Below are 26,237 nucleotides of genomic sequence, written 5' to 3'. Positions count from 1 at the left end.
GGACAATTTTTGTCCACACTTTAAGTCGAGGGGGAATGAGCATGATCCAGCAACTGATTCAAGTTCAGAAGCAAATCGTCCCTGACCTGCTCGACACGCTCCGACATCGTTATGACATCTTACATTATGTCCGGCTCATGCAGCCAATCGGCCGCCGGACGTTGGCCACAAGCCTCGGGCTGACGGAACGAATCTTAAGACGAGAAGTCGACTTTTTGAAAGACCAAGGTCTTCTCACAGTCGCGACCCAAGGGATCTCACTTACAGAATCGGGCCGAAACGTTCTCAGAGACTTGCACGAGGTCATGGGAGAAATCCTAGGGATTTCACAAATCGCACGAGTTCTCGAGCAAAAACTAGGCGTTCGCCAAGTCGTCATCGTACCGGGAGATTCGGACGAGACGTTCTGGGTCCAGCGAGATATCGGTCGGGCCGCCGTCACGCAACTAAAAGCGCGACTGGCACCTGACGACAATATCATCGCGGTCACAGGCGGGACGACGATGGCATCGGTTGCGGCAATGATGTCGCCCGATAAAAAAGAACGACCGATGCATTTCGTGCCGGCACGCGGCGGACTCGGCGAAACGCTCGAGTTACAGGCGAACACCGTCTGTTCTCGAATGGCGGACCGGGCCCACGCCGACTATCATTTACTCCACATTCCGGATGAGGTTTCACAAAAGACGTTTGAACGGATGGTGGAGGAACCAAGCATAAAAAATGTGCTGGAAATGATTAGAGCGGCTCGAATAGTGGTACATGGAATTGGTGAGGCCGAAACGATGGCAAAACGTCGTCACGCCACACCGGAGCATTTGCGGATGATCGAACGGCACGAAGCCGTCGCCGAAGCGTTCGGATATTATTTCAACGCAGAAGGCGAAATCGTTCATCGGGTCAAGACGGTCGGCATCCAATTAGAGGAGCTCGACGACATGGACACCGTCATCGCCGTCGCCGGAGGAAAGTCAAAGGCACAAGCGATTGCCGCATATGCGAAACATAGGCCGAACATCATCCTCGTCACAGACGAAGGTGCGGCCACAGAATTATTAAATCGTTATTAAAGAGTTGACCCCCGTTGGCTCTTCTAATAAATAGCTTCTACCCTAAGGAGGAAATTAACTATGGCAGTAAAAGTTGGTATTAACGGATTTGGACGTATTGGTCGCTTGGCATTCCGCGAGATCATCAAGAACGAAGGAGTCGAAGTTGTTGCAATCAACGACTTGACTGACACGAAGATGCTTGCTCACCTTCTCAAATATGACACGACACAAGGTCGTTTCGACGGAGAAGTTGAAGTACACGACGGTCATTTCCTCGTAAACGGCGAGAAAATCGTTACACTTGCTAACCGTAACCCAGAAGAACTTCCATGGGGCGAGCTCGGTGTTGACATCGTTCTCGAATGTACTGGATTCTTCACAGACAAAGAAAAAGCGGAGCTTCATTTGAAAGCTGGCGCGAAAAAAGTTGTGATCTCGGCTCCGGCTACAGGTGACATGAAAACTGTTGTCTTCAACACGAACCACGAAATCCTTGACGGTTCTGAGACAGTAATCTCTGGTGCTTCTTGTACAACAAACTGCTTGGCGCCAATGGCGAAAGTTCTCCAAGATCAGTTCGGAATCATCGAAGGTCTCATGACAACAATCCACGCTTACACTGGCGACCAAAACACGCTCGACGCTCCACACCCTAAAGGTGACTTCCGTCGTGCACGTGCGGCAGCAGCGAACATCGTACCGAACACAACTGGTGCGGCTAAAGCGATCGGCCTTGTTATCCCAGCACTTCAAGGTAAACTTGACGGCGCAGCACAACGTGTACCAGTTGCAACTGGTTCATTGACTGAGCTCGTAACAGTTCTCGAGAAAACAGTTTCTGTTGACGAAATCAACGCAGCAATGAAAAAAGCAGCGAACGAGTCATTCGGTTACACTGAAGACGAAATCGTATCTTCTGACATCGTCGGAATCACTTACGGTTCACTCTTCGATGCGACACAAACGAAAGTCATGACAGTCGGCGACAAGCAACTCGTTAAAACAGTTGCATGGTACGACAACGAAATGTCATACACTGCACAATTGGTTCGCACACTCAAGCACTTTGCTGAAATCGCGAAGTAAGTTCGTGAACTAAATAGAACCAAATAGGAGCGGAAACAAGAGATTGTTCTCCGCTCTATTTATGAAATTTAAACGCACGACATATGGAGGCGAAGTTTATGAACAAAAAGTCTATTCGTGACATCGATGTAAAAGGGAAGCGCGTCTTTTGCCGCGTTGACTTCAACGTTCCAACTAAAGATGGCGTCATTCAAGACGAGACGCGGATCCAAGCAGCTATTCCGACGATCAAGCATTTGATCGACGGCGGCGCGAAAGTCATTTTGGCGAGCCACCTCGGCCGTCCAGGCGGCGAGAAGAACGAAAAATACTCGCTCGCACCGGTTGCAAAACGTCTAGGTGAGCTTCTCGGCAAAGACGTACCGCTCGCTGAAGAAGCGTACGGTCCAGTTGCAGAAGAAGCCGTTTCAAAACTTGGTGAAGGTGACGTCGTCGTTCTCGAAAACGTCCGTTTCTACCCTGGTGAAACGAAAAATGATCCAGAACTCGCTAAAGGCTTTGCGGCGCTCGCTGACGTCTTCGTCAACGACGCGTTCGGTGCGGCTCACCGTGCCCATGCCTCGACGGAAGGAATCGCGCAAAACGTCGACACGGCGGTTGCTGGTTTATTGATGGAGAAAGAACTTGAAGTGCTCGGCAAAGCGCTCTCGAACCCGGATCGCCCGTTCACGGCTATCATCGGCGGTTCGAAAGTTGCTGACAAGATCGGGGTCATCGACCACCTTCTCGACATCGTTGACACGCTCATCATCGGTGGCGGACTCTCGTACACGTTCTCGAAAGCACTCGGGAACGAAGTCGGAACGTCACTCCTTGAAGAAGACAAGCTCGACCTCGCTCGTGAGTTCATGAAAAAAGCAGAAGACAAAGGCGTGAAGTTCTTGTTGCCGGTCGACGCTGTGATTGCGAAAGAATTCGGCGAAGAAACATACGTCGGACCAGTCGATATCGACTCGATCCCTGCGGATCACATGGGTCTCGACATCGGACCGAAGACGGTCGAAATTTACGCGGAAGCGATTCGCGAATCGAAACTTGTCGTTTGGAACGGACCGATGGGCGTATTCGAACTCGATAAATACGCTAACGGAACGAAAGGTGTCGCTCAAGCACTCGCAGACAGCGACGCGTATTCAATCATCGGTGGTGGCGACTCAGCCGCGGCAGCAGCCAAGTTCGGCCTTGCTGACAAGATGAGTCACATCTCAACTGGTGGCGGCGCTTCACTCGAATTCATGGAAGGCAAGAAACTTCCAGGCGTCGAAGCGTTGAACGACAAGTAAAACTGAGGAGGATTATCGATGCGTAAACCGATTATTGCAGGTAACTGGAAAATGAATAAAACACTCTCGGAAGCGGTCGCTTTCGTAGAGGAAGTTAAAAACAATATCCCGTCAACGGACAAAGTTGACGCGGCGATTGGTGCACCAGCAGTATTCTTAGCCCCAATGGTAGAAGCGGCTAAAGGATCGAACTTAAAGCTTAGTGCGCAAAACATGTACGACAAAGACAGCGGGGCATACACAGGTGAAACGAGCCCGGCGATGATCGCCAACCTCGGCGTCACTTACGTCATCCTTGGACACTCGGAGCGCCGTGAGTACTTCGGCGAGTCAGATGCGTTCATCAACAGCAAAACAAAAAAAGCGTTCGAACACGGTCTTACGCCAATCGTTTGTGTCGGTGAAACACTTGACGAGCGCGAAGGCGGCAAGTTCGAAGAAGTCATCAAGACGCAAGTCGAAGGTGGCCTCGCCGATCTTTCAGCTGACCAAGTCAAACAACTCGTCATCGCGTACGAGCCAGTTTGGGCAATCGGTACTGGCAAATCAGCGGACGAAGCAGATGCGCAAAGCTCATGCAAATACGTTCGCGACGTTGTAAAAGGCCTTTACGGTGAAGACGTAGCGGCTGCGGTTCGCATCCAATACGGCGGTTCAGTCAAACCTGAGAACATCAAGGAGTATATGGCTCAAGAAGACATCGACGGCGCACTCGTCGGCGGTGCTTCACTCGAAGCTGCTTCGTTCCTCAAGTTGTTGGAGGCGATTTAAATGGCAAGACCTGTCGCCCTTATCATCTTAGATGGTTTCGGTATGCGGAACGAAACGTTCGGTAATGCGGTCGCTGCGGCGAACAAACCGAACTTCGACCGTTACTGGGAGACGTATCCACACACGCTGTTAAACGCGCAAGGTGAGTACGTCGGTCTCCCGGAAGGTCAGATGGGCAACTCGGAAGTCGGTCACTTGAACATCGGTGCCGGCCGGGTCGTCTATCAGTCACTTTCACGCGTCAACAACGCCATCAAAGACCGGTCGCTCTTCGACCGTCAAGCGATGAACCATTTGGCGGGACATGTGAAGAAGTATGATTCAAGCCTCCACATCATGGGGCTCGTCTCAGACGGTGGGATCCATTCCCACATCCAGCACATGTTTGCCATCGTCGAGTTCGCGAAACTCCACGGCATTGAAAAAGTATTCATTCACGCTTTCACGGACGGCCGTGACTGTGATCCGAAATCAGGTGCAAGCTTCCTCGAACAGACGGAAGCGAAGCTCGCTGAACTCGGTGTCGGTCAAGTCGCTAGTGTGTCTGGACGTTACTATGCCATGGACCGCGACAACCGTTGGGAACGCGTCGTAAAAGTTTACGACGTCCTCGTCAACGCAAAAGGCGAAGTCGGAACGAATGCGGTCGACGTGCTTAAGCAGTCGTACGCAGACGGTTTGACAGATGAGTTCGTCTTGCCGACGGTCATCGAGAAAGACGGTCAACCGGTCGCGACAATCAAAGACAACGACGCGATCATGTTCTTCAACTTCCGTCCGGACCGGGCGATCGAACTCGCGAAAGTGTTCAAAGAGAAGACAGGCTTCAAAGGGTTCGAGCTCTCGAGCGCGCATCCGGAGAACGTCTTGCTCGTCTCGATGACGAAATTCTCGGATGAGATCGATACGGATATCGTCTTCCCGCCGGAAGATTTGAAAAACACGCTCGGCGAAACGCTCGCCGCGCAAGGGTACAAACAGCTCCGCGCAGCGGAAACTGAGAAATACCCGCACGTCACGTTCTTCTTGAACGGACAACAAGAAACACCGTTCGAAGGTGAAGATCGCTTCCTCGTCCCGTCGCCGAAAGTAGCGACGTACGACTTGAAACCGGAAATGAGCGCATACGAGCTCACAGAAGGTCTTCTCGAGCGCATCGAATCAGACACGTACGACGCGTATATCATCAACTACGCGAACCCGGACATGGTCGGCCATTCCGGTATGCTCGAACCAACGAAAAAAGCGGTCGAAGTCGTCGACGAATGCCTCGGTAAAGTAGTGGACGCACTACTCGCCAAAGGTGGCGCGGCGATCATCACGGCGGACCACGGGAACGCTGACCTTGTCACGAACCCGGACGGCTCACCGATGACGGCCCATACGACAGAACCTGTACCGTGTATCGTCACGAAGCCAGGCGTTGAACTGAAACCAGTTATGAAAGGTTCGCTTTGCGACCTCGCGCCGACGCTCTTACACCTCCTAGGAGGAGAGCAACCGGCTGAAATGACCGGTACGTCAATCGTTAAGAAGTAAACTACATTTTCCAAACAAAAAGGAGCGATTTTTATGTCAATGATCACAGAAATTTACGCACGCGAAATTTTGGATTCACGCGGTAACCCAACAATCGAAGTAGAAGTATTCACAGAAGACGGCGGCTTCGGTCGTGCCCTCGTCCCATCAGGCGCATCAACTGGTGAGCACGAAGCAGTAGAGCTTCGCGATGGCGACAAGTCACGTTACCTTGGTAAAGGCGTACTCAAAGCCGTTGCTAACGTAAACGACACAATCGCACCTGAACTCATCGGCTACGATGTCTTCGACCAAAACGCACTCGATGCGAAAATGATCGAGCTCGACGGTACGAAAAACAAAGGTAAACTCGGCGCAAACGCGATCCTCGGTGTCTCAATGGCAGCAGCACACGCAGCAGCAGACGAGCTCGGCCTTCCACTTTACACGTACCTCGGTGGATTCAACGCGAAGACGCTTCCAACTCCAATGATGAACATCATCAACGGTGGTTCGCACGCTGACAACAACGTTGACTTCCAAGAGTTCATGATCATGCCTGTAGGCGCGCCAACGTTCCGCGAAGCGCTCCGCATGGGTGCAGAAGTATTCCACGCCCTCAAATCAGTTCTTTCTGGTATGGGTCTTAACACAGCTGTCGGTGACGAAGGTGGTTTCGCACCAAACCTTAAGTCGAACGAAGAAGCGATCACAGTTATCCTTGAAGCAATCGAAAAAGCTGGTTACAAAGCTGGCGAAGACATCTACCTCGCAATGGACGTTGCATCGTCTGAGTTCTACGACAAGTCAACTGGCAAGTACGAACTCGCTGGCGAAGGCAAGTCAATGACAACTGCTGAGCTCGTAGACTTCTACGCTGAGCTCGTTGACAAGTACCCAATCATCTCAATCGAAGACGGTTGCGACGAAAACGACTGGGACGGCTTCAAATTGCTTACTGACAAAATCGGTCACAAAGTTCAGCTCGTTGGGGATGACCTCTTCGTAACGAACACTGAGAAACTTGCTGAAGGTATCGAAAAAGGCATCTCGAACTCGATCCTCATCAAAGTTAACCAAATCGGTACGCTCACAGAAACATTCGACGCGATCGAAATGGCTAAAAAAGCTGGCTACACAGCAGTTATCTCGCACCGTTCTGGTGAAACAGAAGATGCGACAATCGCTGATATCGCAGTTGCGACAAACGCTGGTCAAATCAAAACAGGTTCACTTTCACGTACAGACCGTATCGCGAAATACAACCAACTTCTCCGCATCGAAGACATGCTCGGCGATGTAGCGAAATACGACGGTATCAAGTCGTTCTACAACCTCAAAAACCTCAAAAAATAATTGATTGTTTCAGGTCCGCCTTATGGCGGGCCTGTTTTTTTGTGGAGGGGGGGAGAAGGCGTTCATCAGACGGCGGGACGCTTTCCTGGGGTGATGCGGATGCCTCCGCAGCGCCTGCGCGCTTTACGGGGTCATCCTTGCATCACTCTCCCCAAGGAGTCGCCCACCGTCTGATTTCCGTCCGAGCGGCACCGTGACTCTTGCAGGAAAGCAATCGCGCGGAGACCCCGCAAGCGCGTAAGCGCGAGGAGGCTCCGTGGATTGCCTGCAGAAAGCATCGGTGCCGCCAAGACGGAGCGCATATCCCTTCGCATTTCCGGGAATAGACTAGTGTAGGTAAAAGGAGGCGTTCGTCATGATGATCAGCGGCTTTCTCCTTCTTCTCATTGCGCTCGGTGTCGGCGGGTGGTTCCTGTATAAGTATATGGACGATCGGAAATGGTCGTGACGCATGTCACGGCCGTTTTTTACGTGCGTGAAAGTCGAATTTTTGGGTATAATCATCTACATAATGAAAAAAGGAGATACGTTCATGAAACGTGTACGCAAAGCCATCATCCCAGCCGCCGGACTCGGCACGCGCTTCTTGCCGGCGACGAAGGCGATGCCAAAAGAGATGCTCCCGATCGTCAACAAGCCGACGATCCAGTTCATCGTCGAGGAGGCGGTCGCCTCAGGGATCGAGGACATCATCATCGTGACCGGGAAGAACAAACGTGCCATCGAGGACCATTTTGACCGCGCCATCGAGCTCGAACAGAACCTCGAGTCGAAAGGGAAGACGGAGCTGCTCGAGTCGGTCCGCCACTCGTCGAACCTCGCCAACATCCACTACATACGCCAACAGGAGCCGAAAGGACTCGGCCATGCGATTTGGTGTGCCCGCAAGTTCATTGGCGACGAACCGTTCGCCGTCCTTTTGGGCGATGATATTATCGAGGCGGAAGTGCCGGCGACACGCCAGCTCATCGAGCAGTACGAGATACATGAACGCTCGATCATCGGGGTTCAGCGTGTCCCGTATGAAATGACGAATCGATATGGTATAATTGACCCGCTTGCCGTCGAAGGGAAGCTCATCCCGGTGCGGACGTTCGTTGAGAAACCGCCCGCCGGAGAGGCGCCTTCAAACCTCGCCATCCTCGGCCGCTACATTTTGACACCGGACGTCTTTGAGGCGTTATCGGCCCAAGAGGTCGGTACCGGGGGCGAGATCCAATTGACGGACGCCATCGCGCGCTTGAACGAGGCGCAGACGGTGTTCGCCTACGAATTTGACGGCCGTCGCTTTGATGTCGGGGAACCGATCGGCTTTATCGAGGCGACGATTGCCTATGCGTTATGCGACCCAGATTTAAAACCCAACGTCCATCAGCTCTTGAAACGGTTCGTGGACGAACTCGAACAACAGTAAGGTGTGTTATTTTTGAAAACAATGTTAATGGTGTGTCAAAACTATTATCCGGAGATCGGCAGCGCCGGCAACCGGATGCAAAATATTACGCATCTCATGAAAGAACGCGGCTACGAGGTCGAGGTCATCACGGCCGCCCCGTCGTATCCGAACTTCAACTTGTATAAAGACGACCGGTTCTGGAACGACACGGAGCTGAACAACCAACCGTTCATCAAGCGGTTGATCACGAAACAGCGCAAGCATACGTCGAACATGTTGAGCCGGCTCGCCTTGTTCCTCGAACAGATGATCAAAGGTGTCGCCGCCGTCAGAGCACTCGATACGAAACCGGATGTCGTCTTCGCGACGACCCCGTCTTTTTTTATGGCGTTCGTCGGGGTGTATGCGAAGCGAAAACATGGCGTCCCGTTCGTACTCGACGTCCGTGACCTGTGGCCGGAGTCGGTCAAAGGTGTCGGTGTGTTCAAGTACGACTGGATGCTCACGCCCGCGTTTTGGTTCGAGAAACGTCTCTACAAGTCGGCCGATGCGATCATCATCAACTCGGAAGGCTTCCGCAGCTATTTGCGCCAACGTGGTGTCGACAATGGCATGATCCACTATATGCCGAACTCGATCCGTGTGAGCGAGCGCAACTTGGAGCGGACCGTTCCCGAAGACGACCGGATGGAGATTTTATACGCCGGCAACATGGGGCTTGCCCAAGACGTGTCGCTGTTGCTTGAACTCGCGGAGCGGTTCCGAGACGAGCCGCGTGTCCATTTCAAGCTGATCGGCTACGGTTACCGGAAGAACGAATTGAAAGCAACGATTAAAGCCCGCGGATTCAAGAACTTCCTCTTCCTCGAGGCGATGCCACGGACGGAGGCGTTCCAAGCGATCAAAAATGCCGACGTCGCGTTCGTCAGCCTGATCGACCAAGACGTGTTCGACACGGTCATCCCGGGTAAACTAATCGATTATATGGCGGTCGGCAAACCGATCGTCGCTGCGGTGTCAGGCCATGCGGCGAATGTCATCGAAGCGGCGGAAGTCGGCTACGTGTCACGGAAGCGTGACATCGACGAGATTGAACAGTCACTCCGGACATTGCTCGATCGCCCGGATCTGCGCGACAAGTTCGGGGCGAACGGCATCCGTTACGTGAAAGACAACCTGTGCTGGGAAAACAATATACACGTCCTCGACGACGTGATCGAAAAGTTATTGATGGAGGAACAACGATGAAGGTATGTATGTTTGTTTGGAACCACTTTACGAATGACGCCCGTGTCCTTCGCGAATGCTCGGCGCTCGCCGAGGCGGGGTACGAGGTCGATTTGATCGCCTTGCAAGACCCTAAAAATAAAGATCTTCCGGCCGAAGAGATGCGCCCAGAAGGTTTCCGCGTCATCCGCGTGAAACGTCAACCGTCGATTCTCGTCAACGGGATGAAGGCGTTGAAATCAGTCCGGACGTGGGTGTCGGAGAAGAGGACGCGCCAACTCGGGGCTGGACTCGTCGGGGCGGGATTAGTCATCCTCGCGCCACTGACGATGCTCGGTCTCGGCGCGGCAGCGGGTGCGATTTTGCTCCCGCCGGTCCGTAAAAACATCGTCAACGCGAGCGCGATGCTCGAGATGGTGTTCGCCTCGACGAAGAAGTCGTACGACTTCTATCACGCGAACGACTTGAACACATTGCCGCAGGCGTTGATCGCCGGCAAACTCGTCAATAAAGGCAAGATCGTCTACGACTCGCATGAGGTCCAGACCGACCGGACCGGTTACGGCTACATCCAAAGTAACCTTGAGGGCTGGTTGTTGCCATACGTCGATTCGATGATGGTCGAGAACCATACGCGTGCGGCGCACAACGAAGAGTTGTACGGTTTCTATCCGTACGTGCTCCATAACTATCCGTTCTACCGTCCGCTCGACTTCTCGCTCCGGAAAGACTTACACGCCTTGCTCGATTTGCCGCAAGATGAGAAGATCTTGCTCTATCAAGGCGGCGTCCAAGCGGGACGCGGTCTCGAACAACTCGTCTTGGCGGCGAAAGACTTTAAAGAAGGCACGCTCGTCATGATCGGCGATGGGAAACTAAAGCCGGTCATCAAACAGATGATCGAGGAAGAAGGCGTCAGTGACCGCGTCAAGATGATTGATAAAGTACCGGTCGAGGCGTTACCGTACTACACGATGAACGCATATCTCGGTTTCCAAGTGTTGAACAACGTCTGCTTCAACCACTACTCGGCGTCATCGAACAAGCTGTTCGAATACTTGATGGCCGAAGTGCCGGTCGTGTCGTGTGACTTCCCTGAGATTGAACGTGTCGTCGCCGGCAACGACGTCGGTGTCGTCGTCGACTCACACGACCCACAATCGATCGCAGAAGGCGTCAACCGCCTGCTCGAAGATCAAGAACTTTACGCCCGTGTCAAAGAGAACACGAAGACGGCGCGTGAGAAATATAACTGGGATTTGGAAAAAGAGGCACTCTTGAACGTCTACGAAAACGTCGCAGACCGCAAGTTGCCGATTATGAAAGACGGTGCGCCAAAGCCAGTACAACGTTAAGACTGCGGCTTTTGCCGCGGTCTTTTTTATATGCAAAATGGAAAGGGGATTTTTTATGAAACGTCAGCAACAACATCTTTTGCGTCAACAAGTTTGGCAAAAACTCCAATCGATCTCATTGAAGGACATCGCCTGGATCATCGCCGGGTCGTTCATCCTCGCCTTCGGGGTCAACTACTTCACCGTCCCGAACGCCTTCTCGGAAGGCGGCCTGCTCGGGGTCACGATCATCTTGTACTACTTGTTCGGTTGGGACCTCGGCATCACGTCGATCATCGGGAACGGCCTGTTGTTCATCGTCGGCTATAAGTTGCTCGACCGCCGGACGATGGTCTATTCGGTCGTCGCCGTCGTCGCGACGTCGTTCTTCCTCAGCTTGACCCATAACTGGGGCAGCCCGGCCGAGGATAAACTGCTCGCGGCGATTTATGCCGGGATCTTGATCGGTGTCGGCATCGGCATGGTGCTCCGCGTCGGCGGGACGACCGGGGGCGGGGTCATCATCGCCCGGCTCATGGAACGCTATCTCCACATGAGCGTCGCCGTCTCGATGTTCATCATCGACGTCATCGTCGTCGGGGCGTCGGGCTTTTTCCTCGGGGAACAAGTCGTGCTTTATACGCTCATCGCCATCATCATCGGCTCGTGGGTCATCGACCTCGTCGCCGAAGGGTTGAACATCCGGAAAGCCGTCACGATCATCAGCGACAAGCACGAAGAGCTCGCCGCCGTCTTGACGGAGACGCTCGGCCGCTCAGCGACGATCATCCACGGTCACGGCCATTATTCGAAGCAAGATAAGAACATGTTGTACATGATCGTCGACAAGCGCCAAGTCGGTCCGCTCAAGAAAATCGTCGAAGTGACCGACCCTCGTGCGTTCGTCGTCATCCACCAAGTGAAAGAAGTGATCGGGGAAGGGTTCAGCTACCCATCCCGTTAATTTGAAAGCTGGCGTTTTTATCACAACTTCTATATAATAAGAAGCGTGTAAAAAGAAGGAGGAACTGACTATTATGCAAACGATCGCTACAATCAGCCTGCTCGTCGTGGCTGTTTTATTGATTGTCGTCGTACTGCTCATGTCAGGTCGGTCGCAAGGTCTTGGGGCGATTGCAGGTGGCGCGGAGCAGTTGTTCGGCCGCCAGAAAGCACGCGGCTTTGACGCTGTTTTGAACCGAACTGCAGCTGTACTAGGCACATTGTTTTTCATTTTAGGATTACTAGTCGCATCACTATGATGAAAGGCTGATCGTTCTCGGTTTTTACGTGAGGCGGTCAGCTTTTGTTTTTTTGCATTATTTTTTGGGAATAATGGAATGTATGAGGAGTTGACTTGGACGATGAAAGTGAGTGCACCGAAACCGTTCTTCTTCGAAGGCGGACCACGTGCCGTGTTAATGTTACATGGCTTTACAGGATCGAGCGCGGACGTCCGCATGCTCGGTCGTTTCCTACAAAAAGAAGGCTACACGTGCATGGGACCCCAGTACCGGGGACATGGCGTCCCACCAGAAGAGTTGCTCGAATTTGGACCGAACGACTGGTGGCAGGACGTCCAAGACGCCTACCAAGCGTTGAAAGACAAAGGCTACGACGAAATCGTCGTCTGTGGCCTATCGCTCGGCGGCGTCATGTCGCTCCGTCTCGCTTCAGAAGCGAGCGTCAAAGGTGTCGTGCCGATGTGCGCACCGACTGAAATCGATGCCGAGGACCGATTGTATAAAGGAGTCCAGGCATACGCCCGAGAATATAAATCAAGGGAAGACAAATCGACCGAACAAATCGAACGGGAGATGGCGGACTTCAAACCGATGCCGACACTCACCGATTTACGTGCGTTCGTCGAGGAGACGACGTCTCGGCTCGAAGATATCTTCGTACCGGCGCTCGTCATCCAAGGAGCGAAAGACCGCATGGTCGATCCTCAATCTGCACACGAGATCTACGAGGCGATCAACGCGTTCCAAAAAGAACTGCTCATGTACGAGCATTCGGGACACGTGATCACCCTCGACAAAGAAAAAGAGAAACTGCACCAGGACGTGCTCGATTTTCTCGAAACGTTAGACTGGTCAGTGTGAAAAAGGAGGTGTCACGTTGAATTTACGTGACCAACTACTAGAAATCATCCAGGCAAGCGACAAAGCGCTGACTGTAGACCAATTGACCGAGCGTCTTGCGCTCGAGTCGACGGATGCCTTTAAAGAGCTCATCCGCACCTTGAACGAACTTGAAGCGGAAGGCTTGATCGGCCGGACGCGGACGAACCGTTACGGCACGCTCGCCGTGCTCGGCCAAGCGGCCGGGATCATCTCGATCCACCAACGCGGCTTCGGCTTCTTGTCGGTCGAAGGCGAGACAGAAGACGTGTTCTTGCCACCGGACCAATTGAAAGACGTCTATCACGGCGATACGATTCTCGTCAAAAAACGCGAGGATAACCATGGCAAGACAGAAGGCGTATTGCTCAAAGTCTTGAAGCGCGGCCTATCTGAATTTGTCGGGACGTACACACTCCCGAGCGGCCGCCTCGACCAGTTCGCCTTCATTGAACCGGACGACAAACGCATCAACTTCTGGCCGATCGTCAACACAGACAAATCGCTCGGTGCCGTCGAAGGACACAAAGTCGTCGTCCGCATCACGAAGTATCCGGATGGACGTTTCGCCGGAGCGTGTGACGTCGTCCGTATCATCGGACATAAGAACGACCCTGGCGTCGACATCTTGTCGATCGTCTACAAGCACGGCATCCCGACGGAGTTCCCGGAAGACGTCATCGACCAGGCGAACGCCGTGCCGGAAGAGGCGGACGAGAAAGACTTCATCGGCCGTGTCGACCTGCGTAACGAGACGATTTTCACGATCGACGGCGAAGACGCCAAAGACTTGGACGATGCCGTCCACGTCAAGAAACTGAACAACGGCAACTATGAACTCGGTGTCCACATCGCCGACGTGTCGCACTACGTCAAGGAAGGCTCACCGCTCGACGTCGAGGCGTTCGAGCGCGGGACGAGTGTGTATCTCGTCGACCGTGTCATCCCGATGTTGCCACACCGCTTGTCGAACGGGATCTGTTCACTCAACCCGCACGTCAACCGCCTGACGCTCAGCTGTGTCATGGAGATCTCGCCGCAAAACGGGAAAGTCGTTAGCCATGAGCTGTTCCCGAGTGTCATCAAGACGACGGAGCGGATGACGTATACGAACGTCCGTGAAATCATCGAACGTGACGACGAGGAGACGCTCGCGCGCTACGAGCCGTACATCGGTGAATTCGACCTCATGGCCGAACTCGCGGAAGTACTTCGTGCACGCCGTAACTCGCGCGGTGCCATCAACTTCGACTTCGCCGAGGCGAAAGTCATCGTCGACACGGAAGGGAAAGCAGCCGATATCGTCTTGCGCCCACGCTCGGTCGCCGAGAAGTTGATCGAGGAGTTCATGCTCGCGGCCAACGAGACGGTCGCCGAACACTTCCACAAGATGGACGTCCCGTTCATCTACCGTGTACACGATAACCCGAAATCAGACAAGCTCGATTTCTTCTTCGACTTCGTCGCCAACTTCGGCGTGCATATCGAACGCTTCAAAGGCCAAAAAGTCGAACCGAAGACGCTTCAGAAGATCTTGAAAGCGATCGAAGGTCAGCCGGAAGAGCCGGTCATCAGCACGATCATGTTGCGCTCGATGCAACAGGCGAAGTATGACGACGTCTCGCTCGGTCACTTCGGTCTTGCGACCGACTTCTATACGCACTTCACGTCGCCGATCCGTCGTTACCCTGACTTGATCGTCCACCGTCTCATGCGGACGTACGCCTTCAACCAGGACTTGTCGGACAAGACGATCGCCAAGTACGAGGAACGTCTCAGTTCGATCGCCGAACAGACGTCGAGACGCGAACGTCGCTCGGTCGACGCTGAACGGGAGACGCAAGCGCTCAAGAAAGCCGAGTACATGGAGTCACGTCTCGGTGAAGAGTTCGACGGTGTCGTCAGCGGTATCACGAACTTCGGGATGTTCATCGAGCTCCCGAACACGATCGAAGGGCTCGTCCGTCTTCAAACGATGGATGATTACTACCACTTCGACGAGTCACAGCTCATGTTGCTCGGCGAGCGGACGAAACGTCAGTTCCGGATCGGGGACTCGGTCCGGGTCAAAGTCGACGCCGTCAACCTAGACGAGCGCACGATCGACTTCACGGTCGTCGGTATGCCAAAACGTGAACAGACGCGCCGTCGCCAACCGACGACGATCAAAGCGACGGAAGGTCGTCCGAAGAAAGACGATAAGCGCGGTGGACGCGGTCGTGACGACAAACGTCCGAAACGCGGCAAGCCAGGCAAGCCTGGACAACCAGGTAAGCCGGGTCAAGCGAGCAAGCCGAGTAAGCCGGGCGAGAAGCCGAAATCGTCACAAGGACGTTCGGCGCTTGATCTGAAGAAACAAGACGGTCAAAAACGAACAGGCGACGCGAAACGCGGAGCGAAGAAACGTCGCTGACGGGAGGGGGAGACCCCTTCCGTAATTTGATATAAAGGACTGAGTAATATGGCCAAGAAGAAAGATTCGAACGCGCTCGCGCAAAACCGAAAAGCGTCCTTCGATTATGCGATCGAAGATACGATTGAAGCCGGCATGGTGTTGACCGGGACCGAGATTAAATCGGTGCGCCAGTCGAAGATCAACATCGCCGACGCGTATGTCCGCTTTGACGGTGGCGAGGCAACGCTTCACAACTGTCATATCAGCCCGTTCGAGCAAGGGAACCGGTTCAATCACGAGCCGCTCCGTATCCGAAAGCTATTGTTGCATAAAAAACAAATCAACCAGCTCATCGGCGCACAAGGCCGGGACGGGTATACGATCATCCCGCTCAAAGTGTATCTCAAGAACGGCTTCGCTAAATGTCTCCTCGGCATCGGGCGCGGGAAGAAGAAGTATGACAAGCGCGATGACTTGAAGAAGAAAGACGCGAAGCGTGACGTCGACCGGGCACTCCGGGACCGGCAAAAATACTGACAGCGCGACCTGATTGTGGTATAGTTGTTGTAGTACCAATTACCACCTCGGGGACGTTATGGATTCGACGGGGGTAGGTCGGTCGTATGTGGCGTGTCGAGGGGTCGGCCTCGTTAAAACGCAAACGCCTATAACTGGCAAAACTAACACACAACTCGCAGCAGCCTAAGTGCCCTGCGGATCCTGACATCCATCGCTTGTGTGGATGATTATCAGGGTCTCAAACTAAGCAAGCTACGCTTCAACCTCGCCGTCTGAGGGCGCGAAGAAGAGATGAATCAGACTGGATGCGACAACGCCTGTTTATCGGCAGTGTCACATTGAGATTCAATAGATAAACTACACACGTAGAAGCATGCGTTACGATGCCTTCGGACGCGGGTTCGACTCCCGCCGTCTCCATTTTTAAGCAGTCTACAGTGACTGCAATCAATGATTTTTAATGAAGACCTTCTAATTTCATTGAGATTAGAAGGTCTTTTGATGTTAATGGAGCAAGTCAATCACAATGAAATGAAAGCAGGTGAATAGAATGGGAAAATATCAATTAGATCATAAAAGTAAAGTAGCTGCTGCAAAGTATCAAGACGGTAAAAAACCAGCTATTTCGAATAAAAAAGAAAAGCTAAATCAGATTCGAGAAGCATATTTGCAGAAGCAAAAAGACACAAAAGAGTCTGGTGAATGATAAGAAAGCATTATAGCAAAAGGATTATTGAGTGTTTGCTCAATAATCCTTTCTTTGTGAATGGACAACTTGAATGGACGACGCCATTATTTGGGTTTTGAACGGGATCAAAGGATTGAATATTACTTTGTTGAATATAAACTATGAGCTGTTTTTAAAAAATCGTCACGAGAATATACATAACCATCATAGGAGGAATCCTCATGTCAAAAAAATCTACGGAATTAATTATGAACGGAGTCAAAAAGTATGGTCCGGCAGTAGGGAAGTTTGCACTTGCTCATAAAAATGAAATTGTTGGAGCATTTGGTGCACTTGGTGTAACGGAACAACTTAGAAAGCGTACGAATAAAGAATCAAATCCTAAAAAAGCAAAAGACAAAATCATGCATCCTCGAAAGAAGAGATATCAATATTATTTAACAGAGGTAATCCCTACAGTAGATACTCGAAATCGAGACGAGTTGTTCCAATATAAGTTAGAAGTGGAGCAATGCATTCAACAAATCAAACAAGAACAAGAACAAGACATCATCATCAAAAGACATATCCATGAGGGACGTGTAAAAGAGTGGGGTGCAATTCTATCCCAGATTATGAGCCAAATGGCCGTCAAAGATTATATGGAATATTTAAGATTCTTTAACAATCCGGAATATCAAAGCGAGTATTTTAGAGGTTTTGAAGGAGATATTGAAAAATTTAAAAAGCTAAATACTGCCGAACAGTATGATACGTTAGTCCGTTATATTCATGAAAAAACAAATATCGATATAGAACAAATCAAAAAAGATTTTTCGGCTCCTGTTTGATTTACCTTGATCCGCTCTTGTTCCTCATTCGTTATAATCGATGATGTAACGAATGAGTGGGGGTGAGGTCATTGGGCTGGAATTTAGAAGTCGCTGAAGCGAAAAGTGAGTACTTAACAGAAACGGATTTGTGGCGCTTCACGCAACAGTTTTTAATGAACGCGACACATACGACGACATACAAGCATATGCTCATGAAGGCGCTGCTCGAATGTACGACCGAATTGAATGATTCGGGTGTACTGACGTTCCAGCAAATCTCGAAACACGTGACGAAGATGTATTGGAATTTGATTGTGACGAACGGGTTGCGACAAGTGAATCAAATTGGGAAATTGAGCTCGGTAGAGAAAACGATGCTCACGTTTCAAGCGACGCATGAGATTCCGTACACTTGGAACTTTGACCGCCTGCCGGATGAGCAGCAACAACAATTGACTCGGAACGTGAATCGGTTCTATAAGAAATACGTGTACGGCTCGTTCTATGCTTCGTTCGATGGGACCATTTATTCGTTCAATCGAAAAGAAGAGTGGGTCAAACTTGTGCCGAGCTATATCGTCTTTTTCGAAAAGTACAAGCGGGTATTGATGAACGTCACGAACTATCAACTCGCTGTCTTCTTAGAAAAATACAATACACGAGAAGCGATGGAGCAGATTTTGAGTAAAATCGAGTTCGTCTCGGCCCGGCAATCGCTCGACGAGTTTAAACAGATTTTACTGAGTCACGGTCACGCCATCTGTTTTTATTGTATGAAGCCGCTCAAACAGATTCATGTTGATCACTTTATTCCGTGGTCGTATATACAGAATGATGTCTTATGGAATTTTGTCCTCGCTTGTCCGACTTGTAATACGAGCAAGAACAATCGAATGGCGAAGATTGATTATCTTTATACGCTTGTGGAACGCAATCAGGAGTTGCGAGTGTCCGAGCAGATGAACACGTATAAAGAGGCGAAATTGATTCACCTGTACGACTATGCTGTGCAAAATGGGTTTGAAGCCAACTGGGTACCTAAGACATGAGACAAGTCGAATCTTGATTAATGAGATTCGACTTGTCTTTCGTTATACTTCCACGTGTGATCGCTTCGTTATGGTGAAGGGAGACAGTACAGTCGTTCAAGGATGACTTTCTGCTAAAAGATAAAAGTTAAATATGGTATAATAAGTAAATTATAAAAATGGATGGATTTAACTTTTTAATTCATGGAGGTTATGTGATGACGATTAGTTTTCAACAAATGAACGAATCAGAGTTTGATACTTATTTAGAGTTTTTAATACCTGACTATGGTTCAGATTTCGCGAAAAATTTTATGATTCCGTTAGAAAAAGCGATGGACGATTCTCGTGAACTGATAACGAATTTATTTCCAGAAAAACAAGCAACCGAAGGACAGTATGTATTTCATGTTTTCTGTCACGAAGAAAATGAGAGAGTGGGAGTGATCTGGTACAGTTTTCAAAAAGAGACCAATAAAGCTTTCATCTACCACATTTACATAAACGAATCTCATCGAAAAAATGGATACGGTACAGCCACACTAAAAATGGTAGAAGACAGTGTAGTGAAAGATTTAGGTGCACATTCAGTCGGACTCAGTGTGTTTGGATCTAATGAACACGCGTGTGAGTTATACAAAAAGATGGGTTATTCGGTTTCGTCGATTGCGATGGACAAAAAGCTGTAGATTAGGCGTTCTATCAGGGGGAATCTACATGGGAAAATTTTTAAAAGTGACATTGATTATTGTCGGGGTAATTGTGCTAGGAATTTCTGTCCTTGCATTCTCGTTTGTTCAATCCATGAAGCCAGACAAGGATGAAGAAGAAAAAGTGAAACAGCAAGCAGAAATCTATTTAGAAGAACATTTCGATGATCAGTTTGAAATATATGATGTGTATTTTGATAACATGGGTAATTTTAATTTCGACTATGCAGCCGAAGTTGTAGATAAAAGAAATCAAACGAGATTCTTTGTTTATTATGATGAGACGACAAGACAAATGATAGATACGTATGCTGCTGATAAATGGGCAGATGAATTAGAGAAAGAAATCACACCTTACGTAAAACAGAATTTTGGGGACACTACTGATGTTTTCGCTCTTTATGACGAAGAGATAGGTAACAAGCTAGGTCTTGAACCGTCTAATCCAGGGAGCTATAAAGAACATGACGCTGTACCTACGATTGGAATTACACTCCGTAGAAAAAAACAAGATGATGATGAAGCCCTATTTAATGATTTTATATCGTATTTAAAAACTGAAGATAAACTACAGCATGGGTATGTGATGGTAGACTATATTGCGGAAAATGGCGAGCTGTTGGAAGAAAACTATGGATGGAATAAAGAATTTTAAATAGGACTTCGGTTCAGAATAGGACTCAGAGATATCGAAGATAAAGCATTCAGGAAATCGGGTGTAAATATGAATAAAGCAAGGTTAAAACGGGTGCTCCAGCATGCCGATGTAAGTGATCCAGCCTTTCTCGGTTCAGGGGCATGGCATGATGCGTGGAAAGTAGTGAAAGAGAATCGCGAGCTTGTCTTGCGCATCCCAAAAGACATTGCCTACGGAAAGTCTATCTCGTTTAACGAAGAGGAACTAACCGCAGAATACGCCGCTACGAAATTGTACTACCAGTCTGTCAATCAAGCAGTAAACGGAGCCGCACCAGACTTTTACGAGTTCTATGTATCAGCTGATCTCACCTATACGTTAGAGTCGTATGGGGGAGAACAGATTGACTTGCATACGATGACAAAGGAACAAGTACTGCAGATTGGTAAACAAATAGGGGGAATTTACCGGAAGACAGATCAAGTTTCTCAAGAAATCAGCGGATTGGGTTACTTGACGTGGACAGAAGAAAAAGGGTTGCACGGTGTGTTAGAGGGGGAACTCCACGCCTTCATCCAAGAAGAAAGTGCGGAACATATAGCGGATTATGAGACGTTATGTACTGTATATCCACAGTTTCAGGATGAAAAAGTCCCACAAGCTTTAATAGCAGCGACGGAGCTACGAAATCAGCAAGTCGTGAATATAAGTCTCGTCAATCAAGACGCTTCTCCAGAAAACATTTTGTTGCGGGACGACCAGGTCTGTTTGATCGATCCCTATCCGAGTTTATATGCTCCAAGAGGAATGGCGGGTAATTTTATGAACCTGTATGAGACATTCTTTCTTGTTCTTTCGCAGACAGAGCGATATAAAAAGCATCGGTTCGATTTATGTGAGCAACAATTAAAAGGAATGGCTGAAGGGTTTCTTGCCGGGTACAGTGAAGGGAATAAAGCAGTGATCCGTGAGGTGAGAGGCGAGCAATTACTCCAGCTGCTTGAAACAGCTTTTGTTCACCATCAGTTACTCTTAAAAGATATAACCCCCGAAGACATCATTCGTTACGGGGACAGGCAAGCAATTGAAGCTCGCTTATTTGTATTATGCGAGGAGCTGAAACGGTTTGCTGCGTCTCAAATAAAATAAAAACATGAACCTTGGGCCGATGGCATAAAGGTTCATGTTAAAAGTTTAATACGTAGATTTACTACCTCGCATGCGATCCGTGGTTACAAGTTTAGTAAATCAGCTACGATTTCAGCACTTCCATCTTGAAACATGAACAATCCGAGTGCGATCAACAGACCACCGACGACAAGTGTGCCAATCCGCAGGAGGCCGTTCGTGTTCTTTTTGAATACGGCACGAATTACGAGCCAGCCACCAATCAACAGCATCAAGAAATACCAAAATCCCATAACCATTCCTCCTCTTCCTGTAATTGAGTCTAGTTTACATAAATTTTCCAATGCACACTGTAGGGCTCGCGACTGATTTAATCTCAGTCCAAGACGGGTACATAACCTCTATGTGCAAATGAAGGGGAGAGTGACCACTATGCGGAAAACCATCGTCATCGCGGGGGCGAGCGGCTATATCGGCTCGAACGTGATGGAACATTTAAAAGAAGAGTACGACATTATCGCCTTGTCCCGCTCGACGAAGAACAAGGAAGACGAGGCCCATATCACGTGGCGGTCGTGCGACTTGTTCTCATATGAGCAGACGCGCGAGGCGTGCGAAGGGGCGGACTACGCCATGTTCCTCGTCCACTCGATGATCCCGGACGGTGGGCTAACGCAGGCGACGTTTGAGGATATGGACGCGCTCATCGCTGATAACTTCGCCCGGGCAGTGAGCGCGAACGATATCGAGCAGATCGTCTATTTGAGCGGCATCATTCCAAAAGAGTCGAAGACGTTGTCACGGCACTTGAAGAGCCGCCTTGAAGTCGAACGCATCCTCGGTGGCCAAGGCGTTCCGGTGACGACGATCCGGGCCGGGCTCATCATCGGTCCGGAAGGGTCGTCGTTTCCGATTCTCGCGAAACTCGTCAAACGACTCCCGGTCATGGTCCTCCCGAACTGGACGAAGACGGAGACGCATCCGATCGACCTGCGTGAAGCGGTCCAAGCGCTCATCTCGGTCGTCGGGGCCGAGTCGTTGTACGACCATCATATCGACATCGGTGGTCCGGAAGTGATGACGTATCGGAAGATGATCGAAGATACGGCTGACGTCATGGGCAAGCGTCGCGTCATGATCGACTTCCCGTTCCCGACGATCAAGCTGTCACGGCTTTGGGTCATGGCTGTCACCGGTGAACCGAAAGACACCGTCTATCCGCTCGTCGAGAGCATGGATCACGCCATGGTCGCCAAAGACACGGACGGCGTCAAGCAAGGTGAGATCCCGTTCAAAGAAGCGGTCGAGCACGCGCTCGAGGAAGAAGAGAAGCAGAAGTCGGCCGGCAAGACGAAAAAAGCGCCGCAACAGTATACGGTCCGTTCGATTCAACGTTTCGGTCTGCCGGACGATAAATCAGCGGCTTGGATGGCCGACGAATATTTCGAATGGCTCGGGCGGATCGCTTATCCGCTCATCCAGACGACGAAAGAACAGGATGATTGGGAGATTGCGCTCCTCCGTCCGTCACTCGTCGCACTTCACTTGTCGCTTGAAGATGCGGCGACGGACGACATGGCCTCATTCGAGATCGATGGGGGACTGTTCGCGAAGCTGACCGAGGACGACAAGACCGGCCGCCTTGAGTTCAGGCGACTCCCTGACTCGGACGAGGGGCTTATCGCCATCCACGAGTTCGTACCGGCCATGCCGTGGTGGTTCTATACGAAGACGCAGGCGAAAGCCCATCTCGTCGTCATGTGGCTGTTCGGCCGTCACGTCCGTCTGCTTGGGGAAGAGGCGGATGAGGGTGACCAAGTTGTCGAAGCACCGACCAATTAACGAAGACGTGTCCATCGCGTGATGGATACGTCTTTTTGGTTTGTCGATTATGTAAACGTTTCTTCTGTGACGTTTACAAGAAGTGGTGACAGGCGTACACTGAACTTGTTTTCGAACTAATGGAAAGAAGGAATGTAAGATGGAAAATTTAATGAGTAAGCGTGAGGCGTGGCAAAAAGACATCTCGGCCGGGATCACCGTCGGGGTCGTCGCCGTCCCGCTCGCGATGGCGTTCGCGATCGCCTCGGGCGTCGGACCGGTGTACGGCCTTTATACGGCCATCATCGCCGGCATCCTCGTCAGCCTGTTCGGGGGCTCGACGTTCCAAATCGCCGGACCGACCGGCGCCTTCATCCCGATCGTCTCGGGCGTCATGCTGGCGCACGGCTACGAAGGGCTGCTCGTGACGACGTTTCTCGCCGGGATTTTGCTGTTCCTTATGAGTGTGCTCCGCGTCGGCCGGCTCATCCGCTTCATGCCGCGCGCCGTCACGATCGGCTTCACGGCGGGGATTGCCGTCGTCATCTTCGTCGACCAGCTCGATGAACTGCTCGGCATCACGTTCGAGAAGGCGCCGCACTTCCATGAGAACGTCCTAAAACTCGTCACGTCACTCCCCGAGGCGAGTCTCTGGCCGATCGGTATCGCCGCCATCGGCTTCTTGACGCTCTGGCTCGTCCCGAAACTGCCGGTCCGATTGCCGCTCTTGCTAATGGCGATGCTCGTGCCAACGTTTATCAGCCTCGTCATCCCTGGCGAAATCGCGACGATCGGCAGCGCCTACGGAGGCATCCCGAGCGGACTGCCTGACTTCAACTGGCTCACGATCGACCTCGACTTGATTGCGACGCTGCTCCCATCGGCGTTCGCCATCGCCTTCCTCGGGGCGCTCGAATCGCTGTTGTCAGGTGCGGTCGCGGACGGCATGGCCGGCACGAAGATGAACCCGGACAAGGAACTGTTCGGGCAAGGGCTCGCCAACGTCGTCGTCCCGTTCTTCGGCGGCATCCCGGCGACAGGTGCGATCGCCCGGACGGCGACGAACATCCAAGCCGGAGCCGTCAGCCGTCGCTCGGGTGTCATCCACGGGTTGACGGTGCTTCTCGCCGTACTCGTCTTGGCGCCACTCGCGAGCTACGTCCCGCTCGCCGCACTCGCGCCGATCTTGATGCGCGTCGCTTGGAACATGTCGGAGCGACACCACGTCTTTGAGATGCTCAAGCATCGGTCGGCCGAATCGCTCGTGCTACTTGTCACGCTCGGGCTGACCGTCTTCGTCGACCTTGTCGTCGCTGTCGAGGTCGGGGTCATCTGTGCGCTCGCCTTGTTCGCGAAACGGATGGCCGATACGATCGACGTCCGCGAACAGACGGAACGTTACGTGACGCGCGACGGCCAAGTCGTCTTCAGCGTCGAAGGGCCGCTCTTCTTCGGGGCGATCGAGATGTTCGAGCACGTCCTGCAACACATCCATAATGAGCCCGACGTGTTCATCTTCAACTTCCATCGCTGTCCGGTCATCGATGTGACGGCGGTCGAAGAAGTCCGCCGGGTCGTCCGGGAACTGAAAGCGGCGGAGCGTCGTGTCGTTTTCGCCCACTTATCGGAACCCGTGCGGCAGACGCTCGATCACTATGGCGTCCTTGACGGGATTGCGACGTTCGAGACGACGCAAGACGCGATTGACGCGTCTTAACGGACTGACAGGATGTGGCTGAACGGGATGCGGCGCACGTCCGTGTCGAACAGTTCGACTTCGCGTTCGGCGTAATAGATGGCATGGACATAGCCACGCATAGAGCGGGCGAGACCATCCTCGAACAACGTCAGTTCGACTTGGTCGCCTTCCCGGATGGCCCGTTCAAGTTCGGTCTGCCACAGATAAAGGAGTTGCTCGTCGATGTCGGGCAGCTCGATCTTTTGGACGTGGGCGTAATATTTTTTGAGCAGCGCCACGTGTTCGGGCATGAGAAACGGGATCCACTTCAATTCACCGCGGTCTTTGTAGCGGGTTTGGCTCATGACGGTTCACCTCCTTGTTTATGTCCGCCGATCAGGCGTTGCCGCGTGCGGAGCGGACTGTCTTTCAGTAGACTCGACGCCGGACGGATCGTGCCGCGGCCGAAGCGGACGTTCAATTGATCGACGAGGTCGAGGAAATCGAACCGGCGGGCCCGGGCCCACTCGTCCTCGAACAACGACAGCTGGACGTGTTCGCTCCGGGGCTCGAGCTTACCGAGGGCGACCGACACGTACCGCACCGCCTCCGTCTCGTCCCAAGCGTCAAGAAACAGTTGGAACAGAATCGGTAAAAACTCACGCTCGTCCGCCGTGAAGCGGGCGAGCTTTTTTTGTTTGCTGAAGCCGCGTCGCTCGCTCGTCCGAGTGTAGCGGACACCGAGATGGATACTGCCGCCGACGAGTCCCGATTGCCGCGTCCGCATCCCGACCTCGACGGCAATGGCCTGCAAGACGAGTCGGATCGAACTTTCCGTCGTATAGTCTTTCATGAGCGTGATGCCGTGGCCAATCGTCCGGGGCCGTTGGCGTTTCGCCCCGAACAGCGAACTCGCCGGCAGGATCGTCGGCGACTCGTCGATGCCCCAGGCGTGATGCCACAGCTCGGCGCCGATGACACCGAACTTATCGTGCAACACGTCTAGCGGATAACGGGCCAGGTCGCCGATTGTGTCGATGCCGAGCCGATGGAGATGGACCGCCATCTTCGCCCCGACGCCCCACATCTTCTCGATCGGCGCCGGATGGATCAATCGTTCGACGTCGTGGAGGGCACAACTGGCGACACCGGTCTTTTTGCCATGCAAGTCGAGGACGAGTTTGGCGAGGACGTTGTTCGATCCGATCCCAATCGTGACCGGGACGCCGGTGTAGCGGAAGACGGTCGAGCGGATGAGGCGGGCGACGTGGTCATCGTTCCCGAACAAGCGCTCCGTCCCCGTCAAGTCGACGAGCGTCTCATCGACCGAGTAGACGCGGATCGCCTCAGGCGGTGCGAACTGGTGCAGGATGTGGACGATTTGCACCGATACGTTCAAGTAGTGGCTCATCCGGGCCTCGGCGTAGAGGACGTGCCGTCGTTCATGCCAAGGCAGGCGGTCGATATGAAAGCGCCGGGAGCCGGTCTTGATGCCGAGCCGTTTCAGCGGCGGGGTCGCGGCGAGGACGAGGGCGCCGCTGTCCTGTAAGTTCGATAAGACGACGAGCTTCGTCTTGTACGGGTTCAAGTTACGGGCCGCGCACTCGCAGCTGGCATAAAATGAGACGCTGTCGACACAGAAGATCCGCCGGCGCATGATCCCATCTCCTTTTTT

Annotated in this window: 25 protein-coding genes and 1 other RNA gene; 23 read left to right on the top strand and 3 right to left on the bottom strand. The window is 51.9% G+C overall.

The window, feature by feature from the left end; genetic code table 11:
• Positions 1–44: 44 nt before the first annotated feature.
• The 21 genes from EVJ23_RS02745 (at position 45) to EVJ23_RS02645 (ending at position 21,084) form a co-directional block, all read left to right on the top strand.
• Positions 45–1,070, top strand: coding sequence for a sugar-binding transcriptional regulator (locus tag EVJ23_RS02745; RefSeq protein WP_070328791.1), 1,026 nt, complete (start codon positions 45–47; stop codon positions 1,068–1,070).
• Between the two features lie 60 nt (positions 1,071–1,130).
• Positions 1,131–2,138: a type I glyceraldehyde-3-phosphate dehydrogenase gene (gene gap / locus EVJ23_RS02740; protein WP_131463987.1), complete on the top strand. Its 1,008-nt coding sequence runs from the start codon at positions 1,131–1,133 to the stop codon at positions 2,136–2,138.
• A 98-nt stretch (positions 2,139–2,236) separates the two neighbouring features.
• On the top strand, positions 2,237–3,421 hold the full coding sequence (locus tag EVJ23_RS02735) for a phosphoglycerate kinase (RefSeq protein ID WP_070328702.1): 1,185 nt from the start codon (positions 2,237–2,239) through the stop codon (positions 3,419–3,421).
• Positions 3,422–3,439: 18 nt separating this feature from the next.
• The gene (tpiA, locus tag EVJ23_RS02730; protein WP_070328703.1) at positions 3,440–4,192 is read left to right on the top strand and encodes a triose-phosphate isomerase; all 753 of its coding nucleotides are present in this window, start codon (positions 3,440–3,442) and stop codon (positions 4,190–4,192) included.
• Positions 4,193–5,731 (top strand): 2,3-bisphosphoglycerate-independent phosphoglycerate mutase, encoded by a 1,539-nt coding sequence (gene gpmI, locus EVJ23_RS02725; protein WP_071397952.1) that lies wholly within the window; start codon positions 4,193–4,195, stop codon positions 5,729–5,731.
• Between the two features lie 33 nt (positions 5,732–5,764).
• Positions 5,765–7,066 (top strand): phosphopyruvate hydratase, encoded by a 1,302-nt coding sequence (eno, locus tag EVJ23_RS02720; protein ID WP_070328705.1) that lies wholly within the window; start codon positions 5,765–5,767, stop codon positions 7,064–7,066.
• 532 nt (positions 7,067–7,598) lie between these two features.
• A complete protein-coding gene (gene galU, locus EVJ23_RS02715) occupies positions 7,599–8,480 on the top strand; it encodes a UTP--glucose-1-phosphate uridylyltransferase GalU (RefSeq protein WP_131463985.1) in 882 nt (293 codons plus the stop codon).
• Between the two features lie 21 nt (positions 8,481–8,501).
• Positions 8,502–9,710, top strand: coding sequence for a glycosyltransferase family 4 protein (locus EVJ23_RS02710; RefSeq protein WP_236633718.1), 1,209 nt, complete (start codon positions 8,502–8,504; stop codon positions 9,708–9,710).
• Complete coding sequence (locus tag EVJ23_RS02705) at positions 9,707–11,044, top strand: glycosyltransferase (protein WP_201739212.1); 1,338 nt, start codon at positions 9,707–9,709, stop codon at positions 11,042–11,044. Before EVJ23_RS02710 ends, EVJ23_RS02705 begins: the two co-directional genes overlap by 4 nt.
• Positions 11,045–11,099: 55 nt before the next feature.
• Positions 11,100–11,987 carry a YitT family protein gene (locus EVJ23_RS02700; RefSeq protein ID WP_167615727.1) on the top strand — a complete coding sequence of 296 codons (888 nt, stop codon included), beginning with the start codon at positions 11,100–11,102 and terminating at the stop codon, positions 11,985–11,987.
• Between the two features lie 73 nt (positions 11,988–12,060).
• Entirely contained in the window at positions 12,061–12,285 is a 225-nt protein-coding gene (secG, locus tag EVJ23_RS02695; protein WP_012726902.1) for a preprotein translocase subunit SecG, read from the top strand.
• Positions 12,286–12,387: 102 nt separating this feature from the next.
• Positions 12,388–13,128, top strand: a complete 741-nt coding sequence (locus EVJ23_RS02690) for an alpha/beta hydrolase (RefSeq protein ID WP_070328793.1) — start codon at positions 12,388–12,390, stop codon at positions 13,126–13,128.
• 16 nt (positions 13,129–13,144) lie between these two features.
• Positions 13,145–15,559 carry a ribonuclease R gene (gene rnr / locus EVJ23_RS02685; RefSeq protein ID WP_131463983.1) on the top strand — a complete coding sequence of 805 codons (2,415 nt, stop codon included), beginning with the start codon at positions 13,145–13,147 and terminating at the stop codon, positions 15,557–15,559.
• 48 nt (positions 15,560–15,607) lie between these two features.
• Positions 15,608–16,078 (top strand): SsrA-binding protein SmpB, encoded by a 471-nt coding sequence (gene smpB / locus EVJ23_RS02680; protein WP_070328710.1) that lies wholly within the window; start codon positions 15,608–15,610, stop codon positions 16,076–16,078.
• 49 nt (positions 16,079–16,127) lie between these two features.
• Positions 16,128–16,483, top strand: a transfer-messenger RNA (tmRNA) gene (gene ssrA / locus EVJ23_RS02675).
• Between the two features lie 127 nt (positions 16,484–16,610).
• Positions 16,611–16,766 carry an alcohol dehydrogenase gene (locus EVJ23_RS02670; protein ID WP_071397948.1) on the top strand — a complete coding sequence of 52 codons (156 nt, stop codon included), beginning with the start codon at positions 16,611–16,613 and terminating at the stop codon, positions 16,764–16,766.
• Between the two features lie 203 nt (positions 16,767–16,969).
• Positions 16,970–17,578, top strand: a complete 609-nt coding sequence (locus EVJ23_RS02665; RefSeq protein WP_131463981.1) for a hypothetical protein — start codon at positions 16,970–16,972, stop codon at positions 17,576–17,578.
• Positions 17,579–17,649: 71 nt separating this feature from the next.
• Positions 17,650–18,609: an HNH endonuclease signature motif containing protein gene (locus tag EVJ23_RS02660; RefSeq protein ID WP_131463979.1), complete on the top strand. Its 960-nt coding sequence runs from the start codon at positions 17,650–17,652 to the stop codon at positions 18,607–18,609.
• 197 nt (positions 18,610–18,806) lie between these two features.
• Entirely contained in the window at positions 18,807–19,277 is a 471-nt protein-coding gene (locus EVJ23_RS02655; protein ID WP_161566999.1) for a GNAT family N-acetyltransferase, read from the top strand.
• A gap of 28 nt (positions 19,278–19,305) precedes the next feature.
• Positions 19,306–19,953: a hypothetical protein gene (locus tag EVJ23_RS02650; RefSeq protein ID WP_131463975.1), complete on the top strand. Its 648-nt coding sequence runs from the start codon at positions 19,306–19,308 to the stop codon at positions 19,951–19,953.
• Positions 19,954–20,022: 69 nt separating this feature from the next.
• Positions 20,023–21,084, top strand: coding sequence for a hypothetical protein (locus EVJ23_RS02645; protein WP_131463973.1), 1,062 nt, complete (start codon positions 20,023–20,025; stop codon positions 21,082–21,084).
• Positions 21,085–21,167: 83 nt separating this feature from the next.
• Here the strand turns inward: EVJ23_RS02645 and EVJ23_RS02640 are convergent, their stop codons facing one another.
• A complete protein-coding gene (locus tag EVJ23_RS02640; RefSeq protein WP_071397942.1) occupies positions 21,168–21,356 on the bottom strand; it encodes a hypothetical protein in 189 nt (62 codons plus the stop codon).
• 139 nt (positions 21,357–21,495) lie between these two features.
• Between EVJ23_RS02640 and EVJ23_RS02635 the strand changes: the two genes are divergently transcribed.
• Both EVJ23_RS02635 and EVJ23_RS02630 read left to right on the top strand, forming a co-directional pair.
• Positions 21,496–22,905, top strand: coding sequence for an NAD-dependent epimerase/dehydratase family protein (locus EVJ23_RS02635; RefSeq protein ID WP_131463971.1), 1,410 nt, complete (start codon positions 21,496–21,498; stop codon positions 22,903–22,905).
• Positions 22,906–23,044: 139 nt separating this feature from the next.
• Positions 23,045–24,601, top strand: a complete 1,557-nt coding sequence (locus EVJ23_RS02630; RefSeq protein ID WP_131463969.1) for a SulP family inorganic anion transporter — start codon at positions 23,045–23,047, stop codon at positions 24,599–24,601.
• On the opposite strand, the gene EVJ23_RS02625 is transcribed toward EVJ23_RS02630, so the two are convergent.
• Together EVJ23_RS02625 and EVJ23_RS02620 are read right to left on the bottom strand one after the other, a co-directional pair.
• A complete protein-coding gene (locus EVJ23_RS02625) occupies positions 24,598–24,927 on the bottom strand; it encodes a YolD-like family protein (protein WP_071397939.1) in 330 nt (109 codons plus the stop codon). The genes EVJ23_RS02630 and EVJ23_RS02625 overlap by 4 nt on opposite strands.
• The gene (locus tag EVJ23_RS02620) at positions 24,924–26,219 is read right to left on the bottom strand and encodes a Y-family DNA polymerase (RefSeq protein WP_131463967.1); all 1,296 of its coding nucleotides are present in this window, start codon (positions 26,217–26,219) and stop codon (positions 24,924–24,926) included. The genes EVJ23_RS02625 and EVJ23_RS02620 overlap by 4 nt, the downstream gene beginning before the upstream one ends.
• Between the last annotated feature and the right edge of the window lie 18 nt (positions 26,220–26,237).

The organism is Exiguobacterium sp. SH1S1 (assembly GCF_004337245.1).
Taxonomy (GTDB): Bacteria; Bacillota; Bacilli; order Exiguobacteriales; family Exiguobacteriaceae; genus Exiguobacterium; species Exiguobacterium aurantiacum_A.
The sequence above is the reverse complement of the archived record's forward strand: the minus strand, read 5'-3'. Positions and strand labels throughout refer to the sequence as shown.

Excerpts from the sequence above, each read along its gene's own strand:
- gap (WP_131463987.1), top strand. The coding sequence starts at position 1,131 with ATGGCAGTAAAAGTTGGTATTAACGGATTTGGACGTATTGGTCGCTTG.
- EVJ23_RS02735 (WP_070328702.1), top strand. The coding sequence starts at position 2,237 with ATGAACAAAAAGTCTATTCGTGACATCGATGTAAAAGGGAAGCGCGTC.
- tpiA (WP_070328703.1), top strand. The coding sequence starts at position 3,440 with ATGCGTAAACCGATTATTGCAGGTAACTGGAAAATGAATAAAACACTC.
- gpmI (WP_071397952.1), top strand. The coding sequence starts at position 4,193 with ATGGCAAGACCTGTCGCCCTTATCATCTTAGATGGTTTCGGTATGCGG.
- eno (WP_070328705.1), top strand. The coding sequence starts at position 5,765 with ATGTCAATGATCACAGAAATTTACGCACGCGAAATTTTGGATTCACGC.
- galU (WP_131463985.1), top strand. The coding sequence starts at position 7,599 with ATGAAACGTGTACGCAAAGCCATCATCCCAGCCGCCGGACTCGGCACG.
- EVJ23_RS02710 (WP_236633718.1), top strand. The coding sequence starts at position 8,502 with ATGTTAATGGTGTGTCAAAACTATTATCCGGAGATCGGCAGCGCCGGC.
- EVJ23_RS02705 (WP_201739212.1), top strand. The coding sequence starts at position 9,707 with ATGAAGGTATGTATGTTTGTTTGGAACCACTTTACGAATGACGCCCGT.
- EVJ23_RS02700 (WP_167615727.1), top strand. The coding sequence starts at position 11,100 with ATGAAACGTCAGCAACAACATCTTTTGCGTCAACAAGTTTGGCAAAAA.
- secG (WP_012726902.1), top strand. The coding sequence starts at position 12,061 with ATGCAAACGATCGCTACAATCAGCCTGCTCGTCGTGGCTGTTTTATTG.
- EVJ23_RS02690 (WP_070328793.1), top strand. The coding sequence starts at position 12,388 with ATGAAAGTGAGTGCACCGAAACCGTTCTTCTTCGAAGGCGGACCACGT.
- smpB (WP_070328710.1), top strand. The coding sequence starts at position 15,608 with ATGGCCAAGAAGAAAGATTCGAACGCGCTCGCGCAAAACCGAAAAGCG.
- EVJ23_RS02670 (WP_071397948.1), top strand. The coding sequence starts at position 16,611 with ATGGGAAAATATCAATTAGATCATAAAAGTAAAGTAGCTGCTGCAAAG.
- EVJ23_RS02665 (WP_131463981.1), top strand. The coding sequence starts at position 16,970 with ATGTCAAAAAAATCTACGGAATTAATTATGAACGGAGTCAAAAAGTAT.
- EVJ23_RS02655 (WP_161566999.1), top strand. The coding sequence starts at position 18,807 with ATGACGATTAGTTTTCAACAAATGAACGAATCAGAGTTTGATACTTAT.
- EVJ23_RS02650 (WP_131463975.1), top strand. The coding sequence starts at position 19,306 with ATGGGAAAATTTTTAAAAGTGACATTGATTATTGTCGGGGTAATTGTG.
- EVJ23_RS02645 (WP_131463973.1), top strand. The coding sequence starts at position 20,023 with ATGAATAAAGCAAGGTTAAAACGGGTGCTCCAGCATGCCGATGTAAGT.
- EVJ23_RS02640 (WP_071397942.1), bottom strand. The coding sequence starts at position 21,356 with ATGGGATTTTGGTATTTCTTGATGCTGTTGATTGGTGGCTGGCTCGTA.
- EVJ23_RS02635 (WP_131463971.1), top strand. The coding sequence starts at position 21,496 with ATGCGGAAAACCATCGTCATCGCGGGGGCGAGCGGCTATATCGGCTCG.
- EVJ23_RS02630 (WP_131463969.1), top strand. The coding sequence starts at position 23,045 with ATGGAAAATTTAATGAGTAAGCGTGAGGCGTGGCAAAAAGACATCTCG.
- EVJ23_RS02625 (WP_071397939.1), bottom strand. The coding sequence starts at position 24,927 with ATGAGCCAAACCCGCTACAAAGACCGCGGTGAATTGAAGTGGATCCCG.
- EVJ23_RS02620 (WP_131463967.1), bottom strand. The coding sequence starts at position 26,219 with ATGCGCCGGCGGATCTTCTGTGTCGACAGCGTCTCATTTTATGCCAGC.